21 protein-coding genes are annotated in these 22,801 nt (G+C 48.6%); 18 read left to right on the plus strand and 3 right to left on the minus strand.

Annotation, left to right across the window (positions count from 1 at the left end; all coding sequences use genetic code 11):
* Positions 1–68: 68 nt before the first annotated feature.
* The 6 genes from VC28_RS05255 to VC28_RS05280 all read left to right on the plus strand — a co-directional run bounded on the left by VC28_RS05255 (position 69) and on the right by VC28_RS05280 (position 10,155).
* On the plus strand, positions 69–1,436 hold the full coding sequence (locus VC28_RS05255) for a TolC family protein (protein ID WP_049629725.1): 1,368 nt from the start codon (positions 69–71) through the stop codon (positions 1,434–1,436).
* Positions 1,433–2,812 (plus strand): multicopper oxidase family protein, encoded by a 1,380-nt coding sequence (locus tag VC28_RS05260; protein ID WP_049629726.1) that lies wholly within the window; start codon positions 1,433–1,435, stop codon positions 2,810–2,812. Before VC28_RS05255 ends, VC28_RS05260 begins: the two co-directional genes overlap by 4 nt.
* A 157-nt stretch (positions 2,813–2,969) precedes the next feature.
* Positions 2,970–6,437 (plus strand): HEAT repeat domain-containing protein, encoded by a 3,468-nt coding sequence (locus VC28_RS05265; RefSeq protein WP_049629727.1) that lies wholly within the window; start codon positions 2,970–2,972, stop codon positions 6,435–6,437.
* Between the two features lie 38 nt (positions 6,438–6,475).
* A complete protein-coding gene (locus VC28_RS05270; RefSeq protein WP_049629728.1) occupies positions 6,476–7,648 on the plus strand; it encodes a helix-turn-helix domain-containing protein in 1,173 nt (390 codons plus the stop codon).
* 257 nt (positions 7,649–7,905) lie between these two features.
* Positions 7,906–8,796 (plus strand): pirin family protein, encoded by an 891-nt coding sequence (locus VC28_RS05275; protein WP_049629729.1) that lies wholly within the window; start codon positions 7,906–7,908, stop codon positions 8,794–8,796.
* Positions 8,797–8,805: 9 nt separating this feature from the next.
* Positions 8,806–10,155 carry a family 43 glycosylhydrolase gene (locus VC28_RS05280; protein ID WP_049632186.1) on the plus strand — a complete coding sequence of 450 codons (1,350 nt, stop codon included), beginning with the start codon at positions 8,806–8,808 and terminating at the stop codon, positions 10,153–10,155.
* A gap of 154 nt (positions 10,156–10,309) precedes the next feature.
* On the opposite strand, the gene VC28_RS05285 is transcribed toward VC28_RS05280, so the two are convergent.
* The 3 genes from VC28_RS05285 to VC28_RS05295 form a co-directional block, all read right to left on the minus strand.
* Positions 10,310–11,104, minus strand: a complete 795-nt coding sequence (locus VC28_RS05285) for a hypothetical protein (RefSeq protein ID WP_049629730.1) — start codon at positions 11,102–11,104, stop codon at positions 10,310–10,312.
* A 114-nt stretch (positions 11,105–11,218) separates the two neighbouring features.
* Complete coding sequence (locus tag VC28_RS05290; protein ID WP_082191664.1) at positions 11,219–11,854, minus strand: HAD family hydrolase; 636 nt, start codon at positions 11,852–11,854, stop codon at positions 11,219–11,221.
* A gap of 4 nt (positions 11,855–11,858) precedes the next feature.
* Positions 11,859–12,869, minus strand: a complete 1,011-nt coding sequence (locus VC28_RS05295; protein WP_049629732.1) for a DNA-binding protein — start codon at positions 12,867–12,869, stop codon at positions 11,859–11,861.
* A gap of 332 nt (positions 12,870–13,201) precedes the next feature.
* Between VC28_RS05295 and VC28_RS05300 the strand changes: the two genes are divergently transcribed.
* The 12 genes from VC28_RS05300 to VC28_RS05355 all read left to right on the plus strand — a co-directional run bounded on the left by VC28_RS05300 (position 13,202) and on the right by VC28_RS05355 (position 22,797).
* The gene (locus tag VC28_RS05300; RefSeq protein ID WP_049629733.1) at positions 13,202–13,615 is read left to right on the plus strand and encodes a hypothetical protein; all 414 of its coding nucleotides are present in this window, start codon (positions 13,202–13,204) and stop codon (positions 13,613–13,615) included.
* Positions 13,616–13,709: 94 nt separating this feature from the next.
* Positions 13,710–14,222, plus strand: a complete 513-nt coding sequence (locus VC28_RS05305) for a DUF411 domain-containing protein (RefSeq protein ID WP_049629734.1) — start codon at positions 13,710–13,712, stop codon at positions 14,220–14,222.
* Between the two features lie 6 nt (positions 14,223–14,228).
* The gene (locus tag VC28_RS05310) at positions 14,229–16,304 is read left to right on the plus strand and encodes a copper resistance system multicopper oxidase (protein WP_156184287.1); all 2,076 of its coding nucleotides are present in this window, start codon (positions 14,229–14,231) and stop codon (positions 16,302–16,304) included.
* Between the two features lie 10 nt (positions 16,305–16,314).
* Complete coding sequence (locus VC28_RS05315; protein ID WP_012487444.1) at positions 16,315–17,028, plus strand: copper resistance protein B; 714 nt, start codon at positions 16,315–16,317, stop codon at positions 17,026–17,028.
* 36 nt (positions 17,029–17,064) lie between these two features.
* The gene (locus VC28_RS05320) at positions 17,065–17,370 is read left to right on the plus strand and encodes a hypothetical protein (RefSeq protein WP_012487445.1); all 306 of its coding nucleotides are present in this window, start codon (positions 17,065–17,067) and stop codon (positions 17,368–17,370) included.
* A gap of 57 nt (positions 17,371–17,427) precedes the next feature.
* Positions 17,428–17,982, plus strand: a complete 555-nt coding sequence (locus VC28_RS05325) for a c-type cytochrome (protein WP_049629735.1) — start codon at positions 17,428–17,430, stop codon at positions 17,980–17,982.
* Between the two features lie 156 nt (positions 17,983–18,138).
* Complete coding sequence (locus tag VC28_RS05330) at positions 18,139–18,375, plus strand: DUF2933 domain-containing protein (RefSeq protein WP_049629736.1); 237 nt, start codon at positions 18,139–18,141, stop codon at positions 18,373–18,375.
* A gap of 58 nt (positions 18,376–18,433) precedes the next feature.
* A complete protein-coding gene (locus tag VC28_RS05335; protein ID WP_049629737.1) occupies positions 18,434–18,892 on the plus strand; it encodes a hypothetical protein in 459 nt (152 codons plus the stop codon).
* A gap of 312 nt (positions 18,893–19,204) precedes the next feature.
* Positions 19,205–19,615: a MerR family transcriptional regulator gene (locus tag VC28_RS05340; RefSeq protein WP_049629738.1), complete on the plus strand. Its 411-nt coding sequence runs from the start codon at positions 19,205–19,207 to the stop codon at positions 19,613–19,615.
* Positions 19,616–19,771: 156 nt separating this feature from the next.
* Positions 19,772–20,137: a hypothetical protein gene (locus tag VC28_RS05345; protein WP_049629739.1), complete on the plus strand. Its 366-nt coding sequence runs from the start codon at positions 19,772–19,774 to the stop codon at positions 20,135–20,137.
* An 84-nt stretch (positions 20,138–20,221) separates the two neighbouring features.
* On the plus strand, positions 20,222–21,640 hold the full coding sequence (locus VC28_RS05350) for a TolC family protein (protein WP_049629740.1): 1,419 nt from the start codon (positions 20,222–20,224) through the stop codon (positions 21,638–21,640).
* Complete coding sequence (locus VC28_RS05355) at positions 21,640–22,797, plus strand: efflux RND transporter periplasmic adaptor subunit (RefSeq protein ID WP_049629741.1); 1,158 nt, start codon at positions 21,640–21,642, stop codon at positions 22,795–22,797. Before VC28_RS05350 ends, VC28_RS05355 begins: the two co-directional genes overlap by 1 nt.
* Positions 22,798–22,801 lie beyond the last annotated feature (4 nt).

A 22,801-nucleotide genomic window follows, 5' to 3' on the forward strand; every position in this document is an offset into this window, starting at 1 on the left:
TATTCATTGCAATCACTTGCAACAGCGATAATTGCAATAAAGAACCCACATTTTGTCAGGAAGAATTTATGAACCCTTTTTCCCATGGGGGGCGATTGGCCTGCGTCATTGTATCCAGTGTATTGCTGGCTGCTTGCGCATCAACGCCACCGGTTACGACTCTTACTCAGGTTGAGCAACAACTCGCGGTACAGTACCCGCAAGCACAAGTGGCTGACAATACACTCGGGCAAGCGAATATTGATGTGAATAGCGATGAACGCTTGTCACTGGATAAAACCGTGCAAATCATGCTGTCCCACTCACCGCAAGTGCGTATTCAACTTGCACGGTTAGGCATTGCCGATGCCAAACGGTTACAGGCAGAGTTAATTGATAACCCTTACCTGAGCATTGGCTTGTTAAAGCCAGAAGATGGTGGGCGCTGGCAACTGGATGCGGGATTAAGCCAGCCATTGCTGGATTTTTTTACCCGCCCGTTAAAACGCAAACTTGCGGAGCAAAATCGGTTGGAGGCGCAGCTAATATTGCAAACGGAATTACAACAACTGATCAGTGAAACTGCGCAGCTCTATTTTGATGCAGTAGCAGAATTACAACACTGCTATATCGACAATAAACTGGTAGAAGCCGCTACCGCTAAACAGCAATTAGCGCAAAGTCTTTATGTGGCGGGTAACTTATCCGAAAATGATTTTCTGGCCTACGATAATGATCTGCGCCGCGCCCAACAACAATTGGAAAAACGCCAAAGCATCGCCTATGAAAAACAATTGCAATTATTGAATTTCATCGGACTGGAATCCCATAAATCCATTAACCTGCCCGCTCAATTATCGCCATTACCGAACGATAGGTTTGAGCATTCTGCGCTGCTTGAAATCGCATTACACGAGCGAACAGATTTAAAAATTGCCAACCAACAATTGTCTGTGATTGAACAGCGCCGCACATTGGTGGGGCAAGAGCGAGGATGGCGCGACATTAATCTGGGTGTTGCTGTTGAACGCGAATTTGATGGTGCCAAACACTATGGACCTGAAATTGAATTGGCATTACCGCTGTTTAACCGTGGTCAGGATAAACAGGCAATGCTGGATGCACAGCAGGATGCACTTCATGCCCGCATCCGGAAAATATCTCTGGATGCCGATAGTACAATCGCCCAAGCGTTAAACCGTATGGACTCGGCGCGCGCGCAATTGAAATTGGTTAGTGCGGCGTTAACATCTGCGGAAAAACGAGTGGAACTATCCCAGCGCGAAGTGAATTTCATGCTGAGTAGCCCATTTGAATTGTTATCCATCAAACGGCAACACATCCAACTTGCGCATCAATTTACCGAACTGCTCAATAGTTACTGGCAAGCGCGCTCGCAACTGGCGTTGGCATTGGGAAAAGCCTTGCCTGTGCATTCTGCAGGAGCATCATCATGATTAATCGCCGCAATTTATTAGTGGACTTTTTATTACGGGGTAGCGCGGCAGGATTGGTGGCGGCAAGTTTTCCGCTGCGCGCGCAACAAGATCACAGTGGCCACGGTGCGCATGCAGATCACTCGCAACATCATTCACCGGCGCAACATCAAACTGCTGCAAAAAAATCGGTTAACACCACAAAAGAAATTCCCACTGTCAGCACACAAAAACCGGAGCTAACTGATCAAGGCTATCGCCCTGTCATTACACCAAACGGACGCACACTGCCCTACCGTTTGAATGATGGCGTAAAAGAATTTCATTTAATCGCAGAAGAAATTGAACACGAATTTGCGCCGGGCAGCAAAATAAAAGCCTGGGGTTACAACGGCAGTACACCGGGGCCGACGATTGAAGCGGTTGAAGGTGACCGCGTGCGTATTTATGTCACAAACCATTTGCCCGAACACACCAGTATTCACTGGCACGGTATTTTACTGCCCTGGGGAATGGATGGCATTAGCGGATTAACCCAACCGCCCATCAAACCTGGCGAAACCTTTGTGTACGAATTTACGCTGACGCAACACGGCACACACATGTATCACCCACACGCCGATGAAATGGTGCAAATGGCATTGGGGATGATGGGCATGTTTATTATTCACCCCAAAGAACCTGTGACACCGGCGGTGGATCGCGATTACGTTGTACTTCTGCACAACTGGGCAGTGCACCCTGGCACTTACCGGCCCGACCCAAGCGTGATGAGCGAATTTGATTTGTGGACCATGAACAGCAAAGTGTTTCCGGCGATTGAATCCATGGTGGCGCAAACCGGTGAGCGGGTGCGCATTCGCGTGGGTAATTTGTCCATGTGGAATCACCCGATCCACTTACACGGTGTGCAATTTGACATCACTGGGTCCGACGGTGGCCGCTGGCCGCAAAACCAATGGCGCAAAGAAGTTACCGAGATTGTCGGCGTAGGCCAAACGCGCGATCTGGAATTTATTGCGGTTCCGGGCGATTGGGCGTTCCATTGCCATATGAGTCACCACACTATGAATGCGATGGGCCACGGCATGCCGAACATGATTGGCGCCAAACAGCCCGAGGCGCAGTTAAACAAGGTGCTACCGGGTTATATGGCGATGGGTGAAAACGGCATGGCCGAGCATCAGGTCCATACCGATATGGGGCATATGCCGGGGCCGGAAAACACCTTGCCGATGATGATGGGCGAAGGCCGTTACGGAAAACTGGAAATGGGCGGCATGTTTTCCATGATCCGCGTACGCGACCAGCTGGGCTCAAAAGTCGGCCTGTATGAAGCACCGGCAGGTACCCAGGCGGCAAAAGTGGCGCAGGTTCCGGACGGAATCCCGCGCTAGCGATCCATACTCACGGGGGTTATGTTAATTAATGTCTATTAACGTCAAGCTGGCCTAGCCCCCGTTTTTGTTTATCCTTCCTACCCTTATAATCATATTTATATGAACGTCGGAATGCCCGGCGTTGCTGAATAACCATAATGATTAGCGGGGCCTTATGAATCAAAAACCACTTGCTCTCTTCCTGTCCCTGGCATTTCTGGGGGCCTGCTCAAAAGATACCTCCACCGATGCCACCACCAACGCCAATGCGCCCGCATCTGCTGCTGCCAGTAGTGCCCCATTGAGCATTGTGAAAATAACCGATGCCGAAGCAGAACAAAGTGCAAAGGTGATTGAGCAACAAGTCAGCATCACCGCCGCGCAAGGCATGAAAGCCACGCTCTGGGCGTCGGAAGCGTTATTGGGCGATACCGTGGCCATTAATGTGGATGATAAAGGCCGCATCTGGGCGGGCATTAGCCATCGCAGCAACAACTCGGAATTTGATATTCGCGGCTATCCCGATTGGGAACATCCCTCCATGACCTTCTCCACCATTGAAGATCGCCGCGCGTTTTTGCACAAAATTTTTGCGCCGGAAAACAGCGCTAAAAATGAAAAACTGCCAGACCGCAATAAAGACGGCATTCGCGATTGGAAAGATCTTGCGGTGATGCAAGAACAGGTAGTGCGTTTGGAAGACACTACCGGCAACGGCACTGCCAACATCGCGCAAACCGTGATCAGCGATTTCAATACCGAAGTGACTGATGTGATCGGTGGAATGTTTTACGACAACCAAAACGATGATCTTTTTATTACCGTCGCGCCAGATTTATGGAAAGTCAAAGACACCAATGGCGACGGTGCAATGGATGAGAAAAAATCCCTCGCATTTGGTTACGGTGTGCACATTGGTTTTAGTGGCCACGGATTATCCGGCGCAACCATCGGGCCAGATGGCCGCATTTATTACAGCATGGGCGATATAGGCACCAGTGTTACCGACAGCAGCGGAAAAAAATGGCATTACCCTAATCAGGGCGTAATTGTGCGCAGTGAATTGGATGGCAGCAATTTTGAAGTTTATGCCGCTGGTTTGCGCAACGTATACGAATTTTCGTTTGATAAATTTGGCAATTTAATCAGCGTGGATAATGATGGCGACCACGTAGGCGAATACGAACGTGTGGTCTATCCCATCGATGGTTCTGATTCCGGTTGGCGCACCAACTGGCAATTAGGAAAATATACCGATCCCAAAAATAACACCTACAAAGTCTGGATGGATGAAGACTATTTCAAGCCCGCCTTTGCAGGCCAGGCTGCACACGTATTGCCACCTATTGCGCCCTACCACGCTGGCCCCAGCGGAATGACTTATCACCCCGGTACCGGCTTGAGCGATGAATGGAAAGATCACTTTTTTGTGGTGGAATTTGTCGGCTCTGCTGCACGCGCTGGTATCAATGCGTTCACTTTAAAACCCAAAGGCGCGTCGTTTGAATTAGCGAGCGACCAAAATATTTTCCGCGGTGTATTGGCTACTGGTTTGGATTTTGGCCCCGACGGTGCGCTCTACATGAGCGACTGGATTGAAGGCTGGGGTTTAAAACAAAAAGGCCGTATTTGGAAATTGGATACGCCAGCCACTGCCGCGAGCGATGAACGCAAAGATACCCAGGCGCGGCTGGCCGAAAGCTTTGCCAATCACACGCCGGAACAATTAAGCGATTTACTCCAGCACGCGGATATGCGTGTACGCCAGAAAGCGCAATTTGAATTGGTTAAGCGCAATGCCTTTGAGCAGTTGCAAAACCTTGCCAGCAACAGCAGCCACCAGCTTGCGCGAATTCATGCGCTTTGGGGCTTGGGCCAACTCGCGCGTAAAGATTCACAGATGCACGCTATATTGCTGCCGTTTTTAAATGACAGCGATGCAGAAATCCGCGCACAAGCGGCAAAATTATTAGGCGATGCAAAAGCAACATTGGCAACCGATGCATTGATCGCACGTTTGGATGATGCAGAAATTCGTGTGCAATTTTTTGCTGCTCAAGCGCTGGGGCGTATTGGTGCTAAAAATGCGACCGCCCCATTGGTCGCGTTATTAGAGCGCAATAATGACAGCGATGTTTATTTGCGCCATGCGGGGGCTATTGCATTAGCGCGCATTGGCAATGAGCGTGAACTGGGTAATTTGGCAACACATCGTTCAGAAGCAGTGCGCATCGCCGCAGTGGTTGCATTGAAACACATGCGCAGCCCTGCACTTTCACTTTTCCTGAGCGACAGCAGTGAATTTATTGTTACTAACGCTGCACGTGCGATTGGCGATGATGATTTTGTTGTAGATGCCATGCCGATCCTCGCTAAATTATTGGATGCACCACGCTTCAAAAACGAACCACTCTTGCGCCGTGCCATTAATGCAAACTTGTACGCAACCGGTGCCAATAGCAGCCAGGAAAATGCAATTCGTCTGGCCAGTTTTGCACAGCGCGATGCTATAGACGGCAAGTTGCGCGCAGAAGCATTAAAGACCTTGGCCGTGTGGGAAAAATCATCTGATTTTGATCGCGTAACTGGCCAATATCGCGGTGCAGTTGCCCACAAACTTGTCGATGCCCAACAAGCATTGGGGGGTGCCTATAAAATATTGTTACGCGATAAATCGGCAGAGGTTCGTGAAGCGGCCATAGTCGCGCTTGGCGAATTAAACGTAACAGAGTCTAACGAGCAATTACTGCTGGCATTAAAGAATGACTCATCACCTGCTGTGCGTATCGCCGCGCTGAACACACTCAAACAATTCAACATCAGTGATATGAGCAAAATTGCGTTCGCAGCAATGAACGACAAAGACGAAGCTGTGCGTATGGTTGCGCTGGGCTTATTGCCCGATCTGAATTTACCGGTTAGGCAAGTAGTAGAAATGCATGAAATTTTGCTGCAAAACGGCACCAAAGGTGAACAACAAGCGGCACTGCTTTCACTTGCCAACGTAAAAGCACCGGAAGCAGAAGCCGTGTTCCGCGCGCAAATGCAATTGTTGATCGATGGAAAAATTGCACCGCAAGTGCAGCTGGAAGTGATCACCGCTGCAGAACAATTGGGTACACCCGAGTTGAAACAACTGCTAACGGATTACGAAAGCAAAAAAGACCCGAACAATCCGCTCGATATGTATCGCGAAGCCATTTACGGTGGCGATGCTAAAAAAGGCGTTGCCCTGTTCCGTTACAGCAACACTACCCAGTGTATCCGCTGCCATATGGTTGGTAGCCGCGGTAATAAAGTGGGGCCAGACCTCACCACCATCGCTACCCGCATTTCACCTGAGCAAATGTTGGAGGCATTGGTTGCACCAGCAGCGCGTATTGCACCTGGTTTTGGTCGGATAACAGTGGTGAAGAAAAATGGCGAGCGCATTGAAGGTTCATTCGATGCAGAAACCAAAAATGATGTCACGATTACCGCTAACAACACCGCACTCACTATCGCACGTGCTGAGATCGAAAAATTGGAGTTCGGTGGAATTTCGCCCATGCCGCCGATGGGGCTAGGCTTAACCAAAGCAGAATTGCGCGATTTGGTTGCCTATTTATCGACATTGAAAAAAGAGGAGCACGAGGGGCATTAGTGGTAGCATGCCCCTCCCTTCACGGTTGATAACGCATCATGCAGGAATTTTATAACAAAGCATTTCTGGTGTTTCTTTCGTTGTTGTTAGCCAGCGGCTTGGTGGCCTATTTCTGTATCGATAAGACATTTTTGCAGGTGTCATTGTTGCCCAACACCAATGAACACCTGCAGTGGAAAGCGGAAGTCCAAACGGATAGTGATCAAGGCGGCGATTCCAGTGTAAAAATTGCCGATGACACATTCAGTTTAAATTTTCATCTCGCGCTCACCCCTAAAGCACGCTATCCCTACGGCGCAGTCAATTTGGTATTCAAAGACCGCGACGGCAATGCGCGATACGTGGATTTATCCGCGTTCGATAAAATGACGTTCAGTAGTAAATGCTCCAATCCCAGCACCCTCAGCTTCGCACTGCTGACATTTGATGAGCAGGTATCCACACACGGCCATTATTTAAGTTATCGCAGCCCGTCTACTTTTTTTGCCTGCAACCTGCAATGGCAAAAAATTGAATTGGATTTAACCCGGCTGGAAACAGCGCAGTGGTGGTTCGAGATGTTTAAAGTAGATTTATCGAACAAAACCTACAAACTCAACCAGGTCGCCAAGCTTAATTTTGGTAGCAGCGTCCAGGTGCCGATGAATACAGATACCAATGTGCAGATCAGTGAAATCACCCTTGCGGGGCACAATTGGTTTTATCTGTATCTGTTAGCGGCGCTGTTGGTATTGGTGTGGAGTGCCTATGGTTTGTGGTTTTTCCGGCAGCACTCGCGCGCGTTAATTATCGAACTGCAAAATAAAATCCAACGCGACCGCCCGCTGGTTGCTTATCAGCAAATTTCAGTAGAACCACTAAGAGATAAAGACCGCAGCGCCATCCTGCATTTTATGGCCACCCAATACGCTAATCCCGATTTAAATCTGGAGGCCATGGCAATAGAAATTGGGGTAAGTCGCACCAAAATTAACGACATCCTCAAATCTGAATTAGGCTTTACCTTCACCGGTTATTTGAACAAGCTGCGTTTGACAGAAGCCGCGCGCCTGTTGGCACAAGAAGAGGATGCCAATATTGCCGAGATTGCCTACTCTGTTGGTTACAAAAATGTGTCTTACTTTAATAAACTGTTTAAAGAAGAATATCGCTGTACGCCCAAAATATACAAAAGCCTGCACGACAAAACCCTCACTGAAGGGAATGAATAATCCCCAAAAGTAACTTCAACTTAAGGTAAAAAAACTAACACTTTTTACCAATTGCTACAGTTTTTAGTTCAAGCGTTAACCTCTTTTGTATTTCATTGGCAAACTTCCCTTTTCTACCCAGTTACCCACTAAACCAAACAGCTAACAAGCGGCAAAGCGCGCGGCTCCCCGCATGCGTTGCATGCATACTTTTACCGAAACTTTTACCGACGGTAATGAACAGCCCAAAGATAACCATGAACAGTCTGGAGGTAACCATGAACAGTAAAGTTGCTGTAAACACACAAGTGATGAATGGCGAATCCATCCTGAGTAGCATGGTTCACCAACCTCACAACCTCCCGCATCACAACATCCACGCTCACAATTTATTAGCAACCTTGAGTGAGCTTGAAAAAATTAAACCTTTCGTTTCATTCAAGTTATACGGCGCTCAGTCTTCGAGCGCCAATACACAGCCAATCTTAACCCCTGCATCCGGTTTGGCGATTATCACTTATGTTATTGCCGGCGAAGCAACCTACTGCGACTCTACCGGAAAACAAGGTGTACTAAAAAAAGATGGCTGGGCATGGATTATTTCCGGCTCAGGTATTTTGCATTCCATTGAGCCAGCAACACCGGATTACCTGGCAGTACAAGTGTGTATTGCATTATCGCCCGCACTGGAAAACTCGCCTCCACAAAGCGCATATCAAATGCCAGCGCTTAATATGCCAAATGATCCAGTACAGGTATTAATGGGATGGCATGGCACCAAGCGCAGTGAATTCGCAGCACCGTCGTTAGTTAATTATCTCGTTGTTCACTTGAAAGCTAACCAGCAATGGACCTATGAGTTACCACTCAACCATTCGTACGCCTGGGTTGCGCCCATCTGCGGTGATGTAGAAATCAACAATTACAAAACATCGCCCCATCGCCCGGGCTTTTATGAAAGGCCGATTGATAAAATACATTTCAATGCAGTAACGGATACCGTTCTTGTTTTGGGTTCTGCCGTTGAATTTGATTACGATTTGGTATCGCAAGACAATTCTGTACACACCTCAATAGAATCTTTACAAAACGGCCTGCTAGGTATTTATCAGTTACATAAAACGCAACCGCAAAGCGGCGGCAAAACACCATCAGTAATAGCCATTTAAGGGTTAACCATGTTTGATAAAACACGCAGAACGTTATTTAAGGCCTGTTTAACCGCAGCAGCGGTATCACCCTTGGCACTGGTTAGTCGCACACACGCAACAGAATTAAAAAAAACAGAGCCAACTTGCGAGCCTGTTGTTAATACACCATTTAAACCAGAGTGGGCGCGCGGCATTGAAGGCCAGCGCAAAGCTGACCTCGGCAACGGCACCTTTTTGAATCCCATTATTTCTGGCGATCATGCAGACCCTACTGTGTTAAAAGACGGCGATGATTACTACATGACGTTTTCATCGTTCAATTCGTATCCCGGCATTGTTATTTGGCACTCGCGTGATCTGGTCAATTGGGTTCCCGTAGGCCCTGCGTTGCAAAAAAATATCGGCACTGTGTGGGCACTGGATTTATGCAAACACAATGATCGCTACTACATTTATATTCCCGCATCACCAGAAGGAAAACCCTGGGGCACTTATGTGATTTGGGCTGATGATATTAAAGGCCCCTGGAGCGACCCAATCGATTTAAAAATTGACGGTTGCATCGACCCCGGCCATGCCGTAGGTGAAGATGGAAAACGGTATTTATTTGTTAACGGCATCCGCAAAATCCGTTTGCGCGATGATGGCTTAGCCACCGACGGAACATTGGAACACGCCTATAGTCCATGGCGTTATCCTGATGATTGGATCGTAGAAAATTTTGCACCGGAAGGCCCAAAACTATTGCGTCGCGGCGAATGGTTTTATTTGGTCACGGCCGTTGGTGGCACTGCAGGCCCAGTCACCGGCCACATGGTAATTGCTGCGCGCTCACGTTCAATTCACGGCCCCTGGGAACACTGCCCGCAAAATCCGTTAGTGCGCACACAGTCAGAAGCAGAACCCTGGTGGTCACGCGGCCATGCCACATTAATTGAAGGGCCATCAAATGGCAGCGTTAACGAAAGCGAATGGTGGATGATTTATCACGCCTACGAAAACGGATTCAGAACCCTTGGCCGCCAAGCTATTTTGGAGCCTATCGAATGGACAGATGATGGCTGGTTCCGCGCAAAAGGCGGCGATTTATCCCACCCATTACCCAACCCCCTGCCCCATTCACGCGGCGAATCCGGCATGGCACTGTCAGATGATTTCTCGCGCAATAAATTTGGCATTCAATGGACTTTTCACAACCCAAGCGCAAACGAAAGTTCACGCATTAAATACAAACATAAAACATTCGAACTGACAGCAGCAGGAAATTCACCCGCCAATTCATCACCACTAACATGCGTCGTGGGTGATCGCGCCTATCAAGTAGATGTGAGTTTTGATTTACAAGGCGATGCAGAGGCCGGCTTACTTTTGTTTTAGGGGGTCTGGAGAGATTCCGCCAAATCCTGCATCAACCTCTTGGAAGCCTTTAACCACAAGGCTTTCAGCCTAAAATACCCATCTCTTTCGGCTAATTTTCGACGGGTCTATATCGGCTCTTGTTAAACACAATGAATCGGGGGGCAGTTACCGCTTACATTAATCTTTTTTCCCTATGCCGTAAATTTTTAACATAAGCACCATCAACCAGCTCCTCTGCGCTCAGTTTTAGGCAAGTATTGACGATATCAGCCATCGCCGAGTCGCTTATGCGGAAGTCCTGAGAGAAATCCAAGCCGGGCGTGTCTTTGAGTTCATCTATCATCGACAACACTGCCCTGACGAAATCTGCTTTTGAGGATCGATTTGAAGATGTTGCCGCCTCTGTTCTTGGGTCTGTTGCATAGATTTCGGCTGCGTCGGCGTCATCACCTATTTCCTTAATCACTGCTGGAAGATACGGCCAATATTTAAGGTCAAATTGACCTGCTAGTGCCTGAAGAGGCTCAGCCAAAAAGCTCCGAAAGTGATAGTTTTCACGTGAAGCTTCTTTGATGATATTTACGATATGGTAATGGGTATTTGAATTAAACGGGTGTTGATTTTCAATAGCGGATCGCTCCTCTAATAAGTCGGCAAGATCTTTCGCCAATACGCCGATCCTTTTATTCACGTCAATTAGCCGGTTGCGTGCCGCCCGCATCTCAATGGCATTTTCGGGTGACCAAAATGAGAGAGTACCTACCAATTGATCCAGGAATTGCGCTCTTTGTTGGGCTGACAACACCGAGAGCTCGTCATAGACGCTCTTCATCGCTGCACTTTGCGTAAGTAAATAGTTGATAGTAGTGACATCGGTTGGCCAGATGCTATTTTCAATATTGTAATTTCGGCTGGCAATAAGAATGGCTTCGCACTCTTCGGTCATATCTTCGCGAGTAATAGTCATTGTGGCTCCTGACGTTCATGGGTTCAGGGTTAACGTAAATCAGTCTGTTGATTTTGTCGGTATCTCAAATGCAATTTTTTCGGATGCATTGAGATACAACCCAAACGCATATCATCATTGGGTCACATGGTGAGTCAGCAATTGCAAAACGTCTGTTAGTGAACCAATGCTATTACTATCTGACGGTTGGCTTCTGACCAGGTGTTTGGCTCGAAACCCGAATTGGGTCGGTCCTTCATAATCGGCCAATGATGTATCGCCAATAAAAAGGATTTGCCTTGGTGCTAAGCCGCTACCCGTTACAATCGATTCGTAAATTTCTCTGTCAGGCTTTATTGCGCCAATTTCATAGCTGAGGTGTCGGGCGAATTTGAATTGCGGCAATAGCTTATCGATCACTACTCCGTAGGGTTTGGCCAAATTGGAGCAAATGGCCAGTTGAATTTCTTGCTTGGCCAATACATCGAGGGTTGGTAACACATCATCAAAGAGCGTCAGGCTGGCTAGCTCTTCCTGAATTTCCTGGTGTAACTGCGTGAGCATATTGGTGGGCGGGAATATCCCAAGTGTTGCCAGCAACTCACCGCAATCCTTGTCTATCGTCATCAGTTTTCGTGCGTCATCTGGTTGTGGGCTGCGCCCCTGTTCCCTGGCCCACAGTAGAATCTTTCGGAAAGGATGGTGCTTAATCCCAAACTGGACCAGTGTTCCATAGAGATCAAAAACAATTAATGCCGGTGACGTATTCATTCGATCACCCATGGGCTTTGGTTTGGAGGGAATGGCCAAGTGATTCCAGCAACTGGTTTTTCACGGAAAGTTCGGTTTTGACCGACACAAGCTCAATCTCAATAGCTTTAAAGGCTTTTTCCATCAGTCCCAGTCGTTCGCCAAGATCAGATTTTTCACTAAGCAGTTGATCCCGTGCAGTTCTCAGTTCGACGGCCTGGAGGGTTCCGGCTTGGAATTGCTCATTAATGGCCGACAATTTCGACTCTGCTGTCTGTAGCTGCTGTCCTGCATCATTGAAAGCCTTGCGAAGTTGGCGTACTTCGGCGGTTAACTCAGCATTGGCGGTATTGAGGTGGGTCAAGTCAGTTTGTTTGATCGATAAAGTCTGATTGAGCTGGCGAATTTCCGCCTGTAGTTGTTGTACCTGATGTTCGTGACGCCGCTGATCCTGGTCGCGCTGGTCTTTGACTGACTGGCGGTAATGTTCCAGGGCTTCTCGGGCGTGCCGGTGTTTTTCTTCCAGGGAACGAATGTGGTTATCTTTCTCCGCTATCAATACACCTTTATCTACCAGTTGCTGCTCCAGTCGTCCCAGCAAAATCTTTTGCGTCTCTGCTTCAGTCGTCAAAGCATTATGTGTTTGCTCATAGTTAGCTAGCTGGGCTTTAATCTGTTGGTTTTCATTTGTCGCACTCGCCAGCGCCTTTTGCTGGGATTCCAACTGGCTTTTCAAGCTATCAGTCATTGCTTGCAGGCTGGCTTCCCGCTTGGCAATCAACTCTTGAGCTTCCTGGTGTAGCTGAGCAGCGAGTTGCTCAACCAGTGAGCCCAATGCCTCGCTGATAGCAGGCTTTTTGCCGGAGCTTAGCGGGCTTTCATCCGCCAGTTGCCTCAAATACCGGTGGATGGTGGCCTTGGAGCCAGTATTGCCCAACTCAACGCGCACCGCATCGATGGAGGGGTTCTGGCCTTTGGCAATTAGGGCATCTCGTGCCTTTTTGACCTGGTGTTTGTTGATGCCGCTGTTTGCCATTGCTCGTTTGCCCTGTTTATTTCGTACTGTGGTACATACTATGTAATTACATACTAACTATAACGTAAATAAAGTTCAATAAGTGAGCATAACTAACATTAGATAATGCAGACTTATCTAATGTCAGGACGTTTTACATCGCGAAACTGGCTCGAAACGGTACAGTTTGGAGGGTTGTTGGAAGACAGGGGAAAAATGGCAATCGAAGGGCTGGGTGGTCCAGAAAGAGAATGCAAATCCTGTGGAAGCCTGCTCACAGTCATCCACAGCGCTGGACGTTGGGGTTCCTGGTGGATTATCCTTAAACTTTCGTTGCTTCATTCCGGTTATTCATGGTCATTCAACAACGTCACTCTGTGTGGTTAATCGCACTGCTTACCTTGGTCTTTTTAGGCCAATCGTTGGCGGCTGTGGCTATGCCATGTCAGTTGATGGACGTTGCTCCCATGAGCCATAACATGGAATCCATGGATCATTCGATGATGGGTATGCATCACGATATGAGCCAAATGGATGCCCAGGATAACGCCATGAATATGAAAACCACCCACGATTGTTGCAAAACCATGGGGCATTGTTCTTCCAGTAGTTGTTCAGCACCGGCGTTGAGCTACAGCGTCGCGTTTGCAATCCAATCTGACACCTCCGTGAATACCAACTCGTATCACCAACACATCCCCAGCTCGCCCGTTTCATCTCTCTATCGTCCCCCCCATTTTCCGCTGATACAGGACAGTTACGCCTGAAATTTGGCGTATCGATCTTCCAATTGTATTCGCGGGAGCGACATTAGCTCCCTCCGTAGATGTTTAACAACCTTCGCGTTGTTTTGGAGCTTTTATGGTTTTCCAGCGTTTTATAGGCGCTATCGGTAGCCTGGCGATCACGTTTTTATTGATAAGCCACACAGCACACTCCTCATCCATCCCATCGCTAGCTGCGGCTGCCGATAAACCCGTTCAGTTAGCGGTATACAAAAGCCCGACTTGCGGCTGTTGTGAAGAATGGATTTCCCACCTGCAATCCCATGGACTGAAATCCACTATCCATCATCCCGATGATCTGAATGCGATCAAAAACCGCTATCGGATCAGCCCCCAATACCAGTCCTGCCACACCGCTGTCTCCCCCGAGGGGTATGTGTTTGAGGGGCATATTCCGGCTCCGGTCATTACCCGTTTCCTTGCCGAAAAACCTCAAGGGGCCATAGGACTGGCCGTTCCCGGTATGCCTGTGGGCAGCCCCGGTATGGAAATGGGCGAACGCTTCACACCCTACGATGTGCTCTTGCTGAAAAGCGACGGCAGCAGCGAGGTATACATCCGTATCACCAGTTTGACGCAAACCTTCTAAGGAGAAATGGGCATGAAAATTCCCGATACCCGCACAGCGGGGATACAAACAACAACGGAGTTGGTTGCCGCAATGGATCGCTATCCAGTGGTACCTGATCTGTTGCCATCAGACCAGTCACGCCGCCGCTTTGTACTCGGTGCTTCCTCCTTGGTAGCCCTGAGTGCATTACCGTTATCCAGCCAGGTATTTGCCGACGCGCCTCGGCCAACCAATGGTCCCCAAACCCTGACCGGAAACCAGTTTGATCTTTCGATCGGCTTCCAGAAGGTTAACTTTACCGGCAAACAACGCATCGCCACCACGGTTAACCAAAGCTTGCCTGCGCCCATCCTTCGCTGGAAAGAAGGAGAACGCGTGACATTGCGAGTCACCAATACGCTAGATCACGACAGTTCCATCCACTGGCACGGCATCATTTTGCCCTCGGAAATGGATGGTGTGCCGGGCATGAGCTTTGACGGTATCAAACCGGGCGAGACCTTCGTGTACGAATTCGATGTGAATCAAAACGGGACTTATTGGTACCACAGCCATTCCGGATTTCAGGAACAGACCGGGTTGATGGGCGCCATCGTCATTGATCCCAAAGATCCTGATCCGGTTGCCTACGACCGGGATATGGTTGTGCTGCTGTCTGACTGGACGGACACCGCGCCGGAAAAGGTGTATAGCACCCTGAAAAAGATGAGCCACTACTACAACTTCCGTGAGCGGACAGTCGGTGATCTGGTGCGTGACCTCAAAACCAAGGGTTTATCAGCCACCTGGAATGAGCGTGCCATGTGGAACCAGATGCGCATGAGCGAGACCGACATCTCGGACGTCACCGGATATACCTACACCTACCTGATGAACGGGGTTACGCCGGATCAAGGCTGGTTGGGACTGTGTAAACCCGGTGAGAAAGTACGCCTGCGCTTTATCAACGGCGCAGCGATGGCTATTTTCGATGTACGGATTCCGGGATTGAAAATGACGGTGGTTGCCGCTGATGGCCAGAATATCCAGCCGGTGGTCGTCGATGAATTTCGCATCGGGGTAGCGGAAACCTACGATGTGATCGTAGAACCCGCTGCCGATAGCGCCTACACGATCTTCGCCCAGAGCAATGACCGTACCGGGTATGCCCGTGGCACCCTGACGACAGACATTGCCTTGCGTGCCGAGATACCGGCGATGGACCCAGCTCCGACATTAGGTCACCGCGAAATGGGGATGGATATGTCCGGCATGGATCACAGTGGCCACGATATGGGCGGTATGGACCATAGCGGTCATGATATGTCGGCGATGAAAGCCATGGATCACGGCAACCAGGGTGAAAAGACGATGGATCACAGTGGTCATGATATGTCAGGCGGGATGCCGGGTATGGACCATAGCCAACATTCTAAGCCTGCAATGGAAGGCATGGAGCATTCCGGCCATGACATGGGCGCGATGGATCACAGCGGGCACGATATGTCCGCCATGAAGATGGATCACAGCCAGCACAACGGCAAATCGCGGTTGGCCAAAGCGGGTTTTGGCAGCAATTTTGATCCGCTCGCTAAGATCAATCATGCCGATACGGAATTCGGCCCCCATGTGGATAGCCATTCCGAAGCCCCACAAAGCGGCTTGGCCGATCCCGGTATTGGCCTGCGCGACCATATGAAATTGTATGGCCGACGCGTATTGACCTATGCGGATATTCGCGGACTGCACCCCACTTATGACAAGCGCGAACCCTCACGGGAAATTGAGCTGCACCTGACCGGCAATATGCGTCGTTACATGTGGTCGATTAACGGTCTCAATTTTGCCGATGCCGAGCCACTGGAATTGGCGTTTGGTGAGCGTGTCCGAATTATCCTGGTCAACGACACCATGATGACCCATCCCATCCATTTGCATGGGTTATGGAGCGAGTTGGAAACGGGTGATCCTGAGTACATCCCTCGCAAGCACACCATCATTGTCCAGCCTGGTTCACGCATAAGTTACCTCGTGACTGCAGATGCCAAAGGGCGCTGGGCTTATCACTGCCATTTGCTCTACCACATGCCCGGCATGATGCGTGAAGTCAGGGTCATTTAGGAGAATACCAATGAAAAGCCTACCAAAAAAACTGACCTTGACTCTATGGGCAACCACATTCTTCAGTTGGCCCGTCATCGCTCATGAGGGGCATGACCCTTTACTGGCACGCGTCATGATTGACCAATTCGAATGGCGCGATATGGATGAAGCAGATCCTTACGTTTTGGAAGCCCAGGCATGGATCGGTAAAGATCTGCACAAACTCTGGATTAAAACCGATGTGGAACGTGTGAATGGTGAAACTGAGGAGGCTGAAATACAAGCGCTATACAGCCATGCCATTGCCCCTTTTTGGGACGTACAAGTCGGTGTGCGCAAAGACTTGAAGCCCACACCTGATCGCGAATGGGGTGTCATTGGTATCCAGGGACTAGCGCCGTATTTCTTTGAAATTGATGCGGCATTGTTTGTCGGGGATTCCGGGGATACGGCCGCGCGTCTGTCGGCAGAATATGAATGGATGTTTACCCAAAAAGTAGTTTTATCCCCGGAAATCTCGGTGAACTTTTATGGCCAGAACGATATGCACCGGCTGACGGGTTCAGGTCTCTCGGATGCCCAGGCAGGCTTACGGTTGCGTTACGAAATTCGTCGTGAATTTGCACCCTATATTGGTGTGAACTGGACGAGAAGCTTCGGCAATACCGCCGATTTTGTAAGAGACCATGGCGAATCAACCAGTGATACCCAATGGGTAGCTGGCGTTCGCGCCTGGTTTTAAATAGCTGTTTATCCAACGTTAACTAACGAGGACTTAATGATGAAAAAAATACTGATGAATGCTGCTCTGATCTTGTCCAGCACACTACTGATCGCTCCAGCGTTTGCGCATGATCCGGCAGAACACGCCAAAACGGCGGAAGCACCCGATTGTGAAGCCATGAAAAAAATGGATCATTCCAAGATGGATATGAACGATCCGGTCATGCAAGCGCTGATGAAAAAATGCAGCGCTGCACACAGCGAGCATGGCGATCAACACCAGGGAATGGACCATGGTAAGACAACTACCACCAGTAAAGCGGCATCCAGTACAAACCACGAAGGTCATGGCGGCCATTAACAAATTGATGGGAGTGCGACGGTCGTCGCCCTCCCATCTCTATGAGGAGAAGACTGTATGACGTTGATCAAAGTGATACTGCTAACAGCCATTATTATGCTGCTCGCAGGGCTGGGTTTTATTTATTCCGGCGTTTACCCGATGGGTGCCGATGTCCCGCATAACCGGCTGACTTATAGGGCATTGGAAACCTTGCGGGAACAATCGATTGCACGTGCTGCCGCCGATATTCAGGTACCGGATCTTTCGGATGCTGAATTGCTGTTGGCGGGTGGACCTGACTATAACGACATGTGCGCCCAATGCCATTTGAAACCGGGCGTGAAGCGCAGTGATATGAGTATCGGGCTTTATCCCAGTCCGCCTAATTTGTCCCTGGCTCTCGATGCTCATGAGCACACCCATGATGCCGGCGACGCCGCCAGCGCGCAGCGCCAATTCTGGATCATCAAACACGGGATCAAGGCCAGTGGTATGCCCGCCTGGGGTCCAACCCATGATGATCAGCGTATCTGGGCAATGGTGGCGTTTATCCAGAAATTGCCGACCCTGACGCCAGAGCAATACCAGATCCTGACGGCGCGTGCAGCGGCAGACACTACTCACCACTGAGCAGGGTGAAATCCCAGCCAACATTTTGAATCACTTTGTTACACACTGCTGATATGGCTATTGATCTGCATCAACGGGGAAGAGAAAAAAAAGAATAGTCTATTAAGTGTGCTAAATGCTTTTAGAAAAACACCGCATCGACAACGGAGAATCGTCATGAAAAATTCGTCGAAGTATTGGTCGGGACTCCACGGGCTAGCCACATTGGTTTTAATCGGTGCCGCTCTGTATTTTCTGCTGGTAGAACACGGCACCCATACGCTGCCCTATTTACCCTATCTCATTATTTTATTGTGCCCACTGATGCACTTATTTATGCACAAGGGGCATCACGGTCACGATCAGAAGGCAGATGTTGATCAAGAGACGGATAAGGAAAAAATAAGCCAATAACCGCCTACGAATTGACGATTTGAAATAAAGCGATCTCATTAATGCAGAGGAATGTGGCATGGAAATTAAAACGTTTTCGGAACTTATCGACTGGACGCGTCAACTGCATGGTCATTTGGCAAAGTGCCTCGCACATTGCGCATCACAAAATGAAGCTGAGCGGGCTAAATTGCTCTTGAACTATCTGGCTGAGCAAGAAGCCAATATGGAAAAAATGATAGGTTCGTTTGAAGCACAGGCCGAACCCAAGGTGATGAAAACCTACATCTACGATTATTTATCCCACCAGCCTGTTCAATCACATCGAACTTGCGGGGCACCTTATGCAACACTTGGTTTTGATGATATCTGTAGCGAGATTTTCGATTATCACCAGCAGGTAATTGAACTCTTTAAGGATCTCGAAGCCAGAGCGGAGATCCCTGAAGCAAAAGGTTTGCTTGGTACCCTGTTGGCCATGGAAGAACATGGGGCCATGAAAATAGTCCGCCAAGCCGGAAGAATGGTTGATATATAAAAACCGCTTTTTAAATAGATAAGGCTGAGGAATGAACTCAGTCTTATCTATTTTACGCATTCTGTTTATTGATAACCCGATTGGTTTATCTTCTTTCCCCCCATTTTCTCTGCACGTTAAAAAATCCAGAAGCACTGAAGTGCACCAGGTTGAACTAAACGAAAAAGCTTGACCTATGAGCTACACACACGTTTAGGATCATGCAAACCCAACACAGAAACATGGGTTTAACTCCAAGGTTTGATTGAGATCAAACACAAGGTTACCAATGAAGCGTAACTTGATCCCATCAAGATGACTTATGGAGCGGATATGCGAGTTGCTCAATTGGCACGTGAATTATCGATTTCTGCTGACACGATTCGGTATTACACGCTTATCGGGCTACTCAATCCGCTTCGCAATACCGAAAACAACTACAAAGAATACCGCGAGCAGGATCGCAGCCGCCTCCAATTTATTATCAGCGCGCGAAAGCTGGGTTTTACCTTGGATGACATCAAGGAAATTATTCAGGAAGCTAACAAAGGACGCACAGCTTGTCCGTTAGTTCGTCAACTTCTTGAAAAACGTTTACAGGAAACGGAACAATCTTTTAGCCAGCAGAGCGCACTGCGAAAGCACATGAAAAAAGCGATGAAAGACTGGAAAAACAAACCTAACCAGGAACCGACAGGGCATGAAATCTGCCATTTAATTGAAAGTTTTTCTTTCGATGAATGAAATTCACATTTCAGTATTTTAAAAAATAGCAGCAGTTTTTAGTAAGTCGTACGTGTGGAGCGGTTGAGCTATGGAGTGGCGTAGAGGCTATCGTTATTTAATCGATGATAGTCAGGGAAATAGTAACTATCCATTTAATTCTTTGAGGAATACATCATGAAAAAATTATCCGTCTTTTCTGCGTTCGCTTTGACTGTTGCCATGTTATTTCCTATAGTTGTTACGGCAGCTGAGGACACCTCTGCACCTATCGAAAAATTGATTTCTGAGATGGCAGCTAATCCAGCGCAGCACCAGGCCTTGGCAAACTATTACAAAGAGAAAATCGTCCAGGCTAAAAGTGAGTTGGCGGCTCATGAAAAAATGCGCAAAGCTTATATAGGCGGGTTTGAGAAAAGTCAGCACTCCAATGCTGGCATGCGCAAACACTGCGATACATTAATCAAAAATACTGAGTCAAGTATTAAAGCCTATGAAGCTCTGGTCACTGAACACGAAGCTTTGGCATCCAAAAAACCTTAACTTATCTTGGTCGCGTGTGACTCTCTGTGCACGCGCGACCTAACCAATTTGTAGTGGCTCCTGAACTTATAGGGAATGGGGTTTATGAACAAGTCATCTCCCTTTTTTTGGCTACCACTGGTCATACTTTCTTCATTTGCATCGGTGCATGCAGTTGCCTCATCAACCACACTTACACTGAACGAACTTTTGGAGCAGGTCGACTCATCCAATCCTGGATTATCAGCAGCGAGAGAATACAACAAAGCGCTGCAAAATCGTATCGCACCCGCAGGGCTTCCTGATGATCCCTTCATTGCATTTGGCATGGATGAAATACCTTATGGTGAACAAAGTCCGCAAGCCTACCGCTACCAAATTAGCCAGTCCTTGCCCTTTCCAGGAAAGCTTAGCACACGCGAAAAAATTGCCTCATTAAAGGCAGAAGCTGCCGAACAGGAAACAGCGACAAGACGCCGCGAATTAAAAGTCATTTCCATACAGTTTTTCTACCGAGCCTTTTATAACAGCCACGCGATTGATCTCAATCTAAAGTTGCAACGTGTTGTACGTGCGGCCATGCAAAGCGCTAAAGCACGCTATGAGGCTGGAGGTACTGAACACCACGATTGGTTACTCGCCAAAATGGAGCTGGCGACACTTGCCATTGAGCAGGAGAAACTTAAACGTGAACAGGTATGGCTGCATACATCGTTGAATGAATTGCGTGGTTACCCCGCAGAAACCCAGTTCCAGATTAATACGATGGATTTTCCAAGGGTTCCCGAGCCGATTATCGATGTGAATTTCAACAGCCAACCTGAACTTGCAACGCTCGATGCGCAGGTGGAACAAGCGGCCGCCGAATACAAATTGGCGAAACTTTCCTACTACCCTGACTTTGTTGTGCAAGTCATGGCAATGGAACCTCGCGCTATGGGTGAGATGGAAAACGAACAATCCAACTGGGGCGTTATGGTGGGAATGAATGTTCCCCTCTATTTTGGACGAAAACAGTCGAAGCTGGCGGCAGCAGCCAGGCATGAACAACAAGCCGCAGCGATGGATAAGCTTTACTTGAATAACAAATTAAAGACTGAGCTGGTGAACGCAAGTCAATCCCTGGCTTCTGCGCAGGATTTGTTGAGGGTGTACGAAACCGATGTATTACCGAGCACACAGCTGGCACTGGAAAATGCACAATCAGCGTATCGAACCCGACGCATGGCGCTTTCGCAATACCTGGCGCTGGAAAAAATTCATGCGATTCAAAATCTGGAATTAGTCGCCGCGCGCATTGACGTTGAACTTGCTAAAACGCGTTTAAATGAATTGTTGTCTTCACCACCTCTGCTCAAGTTGGCTCCATCGCGCCCCACTGTTTTTGGTGCGGGCAATATGGGTGACGGTATGTCCGTGTCCGACACAGTGAATATGGGCGGAGGCATGTCTACCCCTAACAATTCAGCTAAAAAATCCCTTCCAACTGATCAAGGCGGAAATTCCGGCATGGGTGGTATGTAATGGCAATGTACAGAGGTTACCTGATAGTGCTGGCGATTTTGGTGTTGCAGGCACAGCTGGTTATAGGGGCCGAAACAGCCCACGATCATTCGAACGCTGACCCCTCGCAAGAAAAAAACGTCATGGATGATCGTGCTGAAGTTGCGATTCCGATTCAGCAACAAAAAAACGCAGGTATACAAACGCAATTTGTGAAACGCGAACGGCTGGTTCACAAAATACGTACGGTAGGCAGCATTGCTACTGATCAGACACGAGAAGCACACATACATACTCGTCTCAGCGGGTGGATTGAGAAAATTCATGTCGATTATGTGGGCAAGCTGGTTGCTAAAGGTGCACCCTTATTCGATTTGTACAGCCCTGATCTGGTCAGTACACAGGAAGAATACCTTGCTGCAAAACGGCAAGGTCAGGTTGCCGCTGAGGTTGCCGAGGCAGCACTTACGCGTCTGCGCTTGTGGGGTGTGGCGGAACAGGAATTGGAGGCATTGCGCAGGGCAAAAACCGCAAAAAAAGCGCTGACGTTTTATGCCCCGGTTAGCGGCGTGGTCATCCGCAAAGCGGCGATCATGGGTACTTATGTGACACCCGATACCGAACTCTATTATCTCGCCGATATCGACCAGGTGTGGCTATTGCTAACGCTCTATGAAGCCGATGTTGCATTAATCAAACCTGATGACAAAGTAACCTTAAGTTTGCCTTACGCTCCCGGAAAATCCTATACGGGCGCTATCAGTTATGTTTATCCCGACATTGATCTTCAAACCCGCACAGCTAAAGCGCGTGTTGAGATTGCCAATGAGGATCATTTTTTGCGTCCAGGCATGTTTGCCAATGCTGAAATTGAAAAAACATTAACCGAGCAAATTGTGGTGTCGGAGGATGCCGTGCTCGATACCGGCCAGCGAAAAATTGTTTTTGTAAAAATGGGTGATCAGGCGTTCGTGCCACGTGAGGTCACCGTTGGTCAACGCGTGGGTGAGCAGCTGACAATTTTGGCGGGATTAAATGAGGGTGAAGCTGTTGTTGTCAGTGCCAGCTTTTTGATCGACGCCGAAAGTCGTTTGCAAGCAGCGTTACGTAAGGGCAAACCTTCCACAGCTGGCCACAGCGGTCATGGCGACACCGCCAACAAAAACGGCGAGGAGTAGCCCT

Origin of the sequence: Cellvibrio sp. pealriver (genome assembly GCF_001183545.1) — a bacterium.
Lineage (GTDB): Bacteria > Pseudomonadota > Gammaproteobacteria > Pseudomonadales > Cellvibrionaceae > Cellvibrio.

Bases quoted from the DNA above. Each gene is read 5' to 3' on its own strand.
- VC28_RS05265 (WP_049629727.1), top strand. From the start codon at position 2,970: ATGAATCAAAAACCACTTGCTCTCTTCCTGTCCCTGGCATTTCTGGGG.
- VC28_RS05275 (WP_049629729.1), top strand. From the start codon at position 7,906: ATGAACAGTAAAGTTGCTGTAAACACACAAGTGATGAATGGCGAATCC.
- VC28_RS05285 (WP_049629730.1), bottom strand. From the start codon at position 11,104: ATGACTATTACTCGCGAAGATATGACCGAAGAGTGCGAAGCCATTCTT.
- VC28_RS05290 (WP_082191664.1), bottom strand. From the start codon at position 11,854: ATGAATACGTCACCGGCATTAATTGTTTTTGATCTCTATGGAACACTG.
- VC28_RS05295 (WP_049629732.1), bottom strand. From the start codon at position 12,869: ATGGCAAACAGCGGCATCAACAAACACCAGGTCAAAAAGGCACGAGAT.
- VC28_RS05335 (WP_049629737.1), top strand. From the start codon at position 18,434: ATGGAAATTAAAACGTTTTCGGAACTTATCGACTGGACGCGTCAACTG.
- VC28_RS05305 (WP_049629734.1), top strand. From the start codon at position 13,710: ATGGTTTTCCAGCGTTTTATAGGCGCTATCGGTAGCCTGGCGATCACG.
- VC28_RS05355 (WP_049629741.1), top strand. From the start codon at position 21,640: ATGGCAATGTACAGAGGTTACCTGATAGTGCTGGCGATTTTGGTGTTG.
- VC28_RS05270 (WP_049629728.1), top strand. From the start codon at position 6,476: ATGCAGGAATTTTATAACAAAGCATTTCTGGTGTTTCTTTCGTTGTTG.
- VC28_RS05280 (WP_049632186.1), top strand. From the start codon at position 8,806: ATGTTTGATAAAACACGCAGAACGTTATTTAAGGCCTGTTTAACCGCA.
- VC28_RS05330 (WP_049629736.1), top strand. From the start codon at position 18,139: ATGAAAAATTCGTCGAAGTATTGGTCGGGACTCCACGGGCTAGCCACA.
- VC28_RS05345 (WP_049629739.1), top strand. From the start codon at position 19,772: ATGAAAAAATTATCCGTCTTTTCTGCGTTCGCTTTGACTGTTGCCATG.
- VC28_RS05325 (WP_049629735.1), top strand. From the start codon at position 17,428: ATGACGTTGATCAAAGTGATACTGCTAACAGCCATTATTATGCTGCTC.
- VC28_RS05340 (WP_049629738.1), top strand. From the start codon at position 19,205: ATGCGAGTTGCTCAATTGGCACGTGAATTATCGATTTCTGCTGACACG.
- VC28_RS05315 (WP_012487444.1), top strand. From the start codon at position 16,315: ATGAAAAGCCTACCAAAAAAACTGACCTTGACTCTATGGGCAACCACA.
- VC28_RS05320 (WP_012487445.1), top strand. From the start codon at position 17,065: ATGATGAAAAAAATACTGATGAATGCTGCTCTGATCTTGTCCAGCACA.
- VC28_RS05255 (WP_049629725.1), top strand. From the start codon at position 69: ATGAACCCTTTTTCCCATGGGGGGCGATTGGCCTGCGTCATTGTATCC.
- VC28_RS05300 (WP_049629733.1), top strand. From the start codon at position 13,202: ATGGTCATTCAACAACGTCACTCTGTGTGGTTAATCGCACTGCTTACC.
- VC28_RS05350 (WP_049629740.1), top strand. From the start codon at position 20,222: ATGAACAAGTCATCTCCCTTTTTTTGGCTACCACTGGTCATACTTTCT.
- VC28_RS05310 (WP_156184287.1), top strand. From the start codon at position 14,229: ATGGGCATGAAAATTCCCGATACCCGCACAGCGGGGATACAAACAACA.
- VC28_RS05260 (WP_049629726.1), top strand. From the start codon at position 1,433: ATGATTAATCGCCGCAATTTATTAGTGGACTTTTTATTACGGGGTAGC.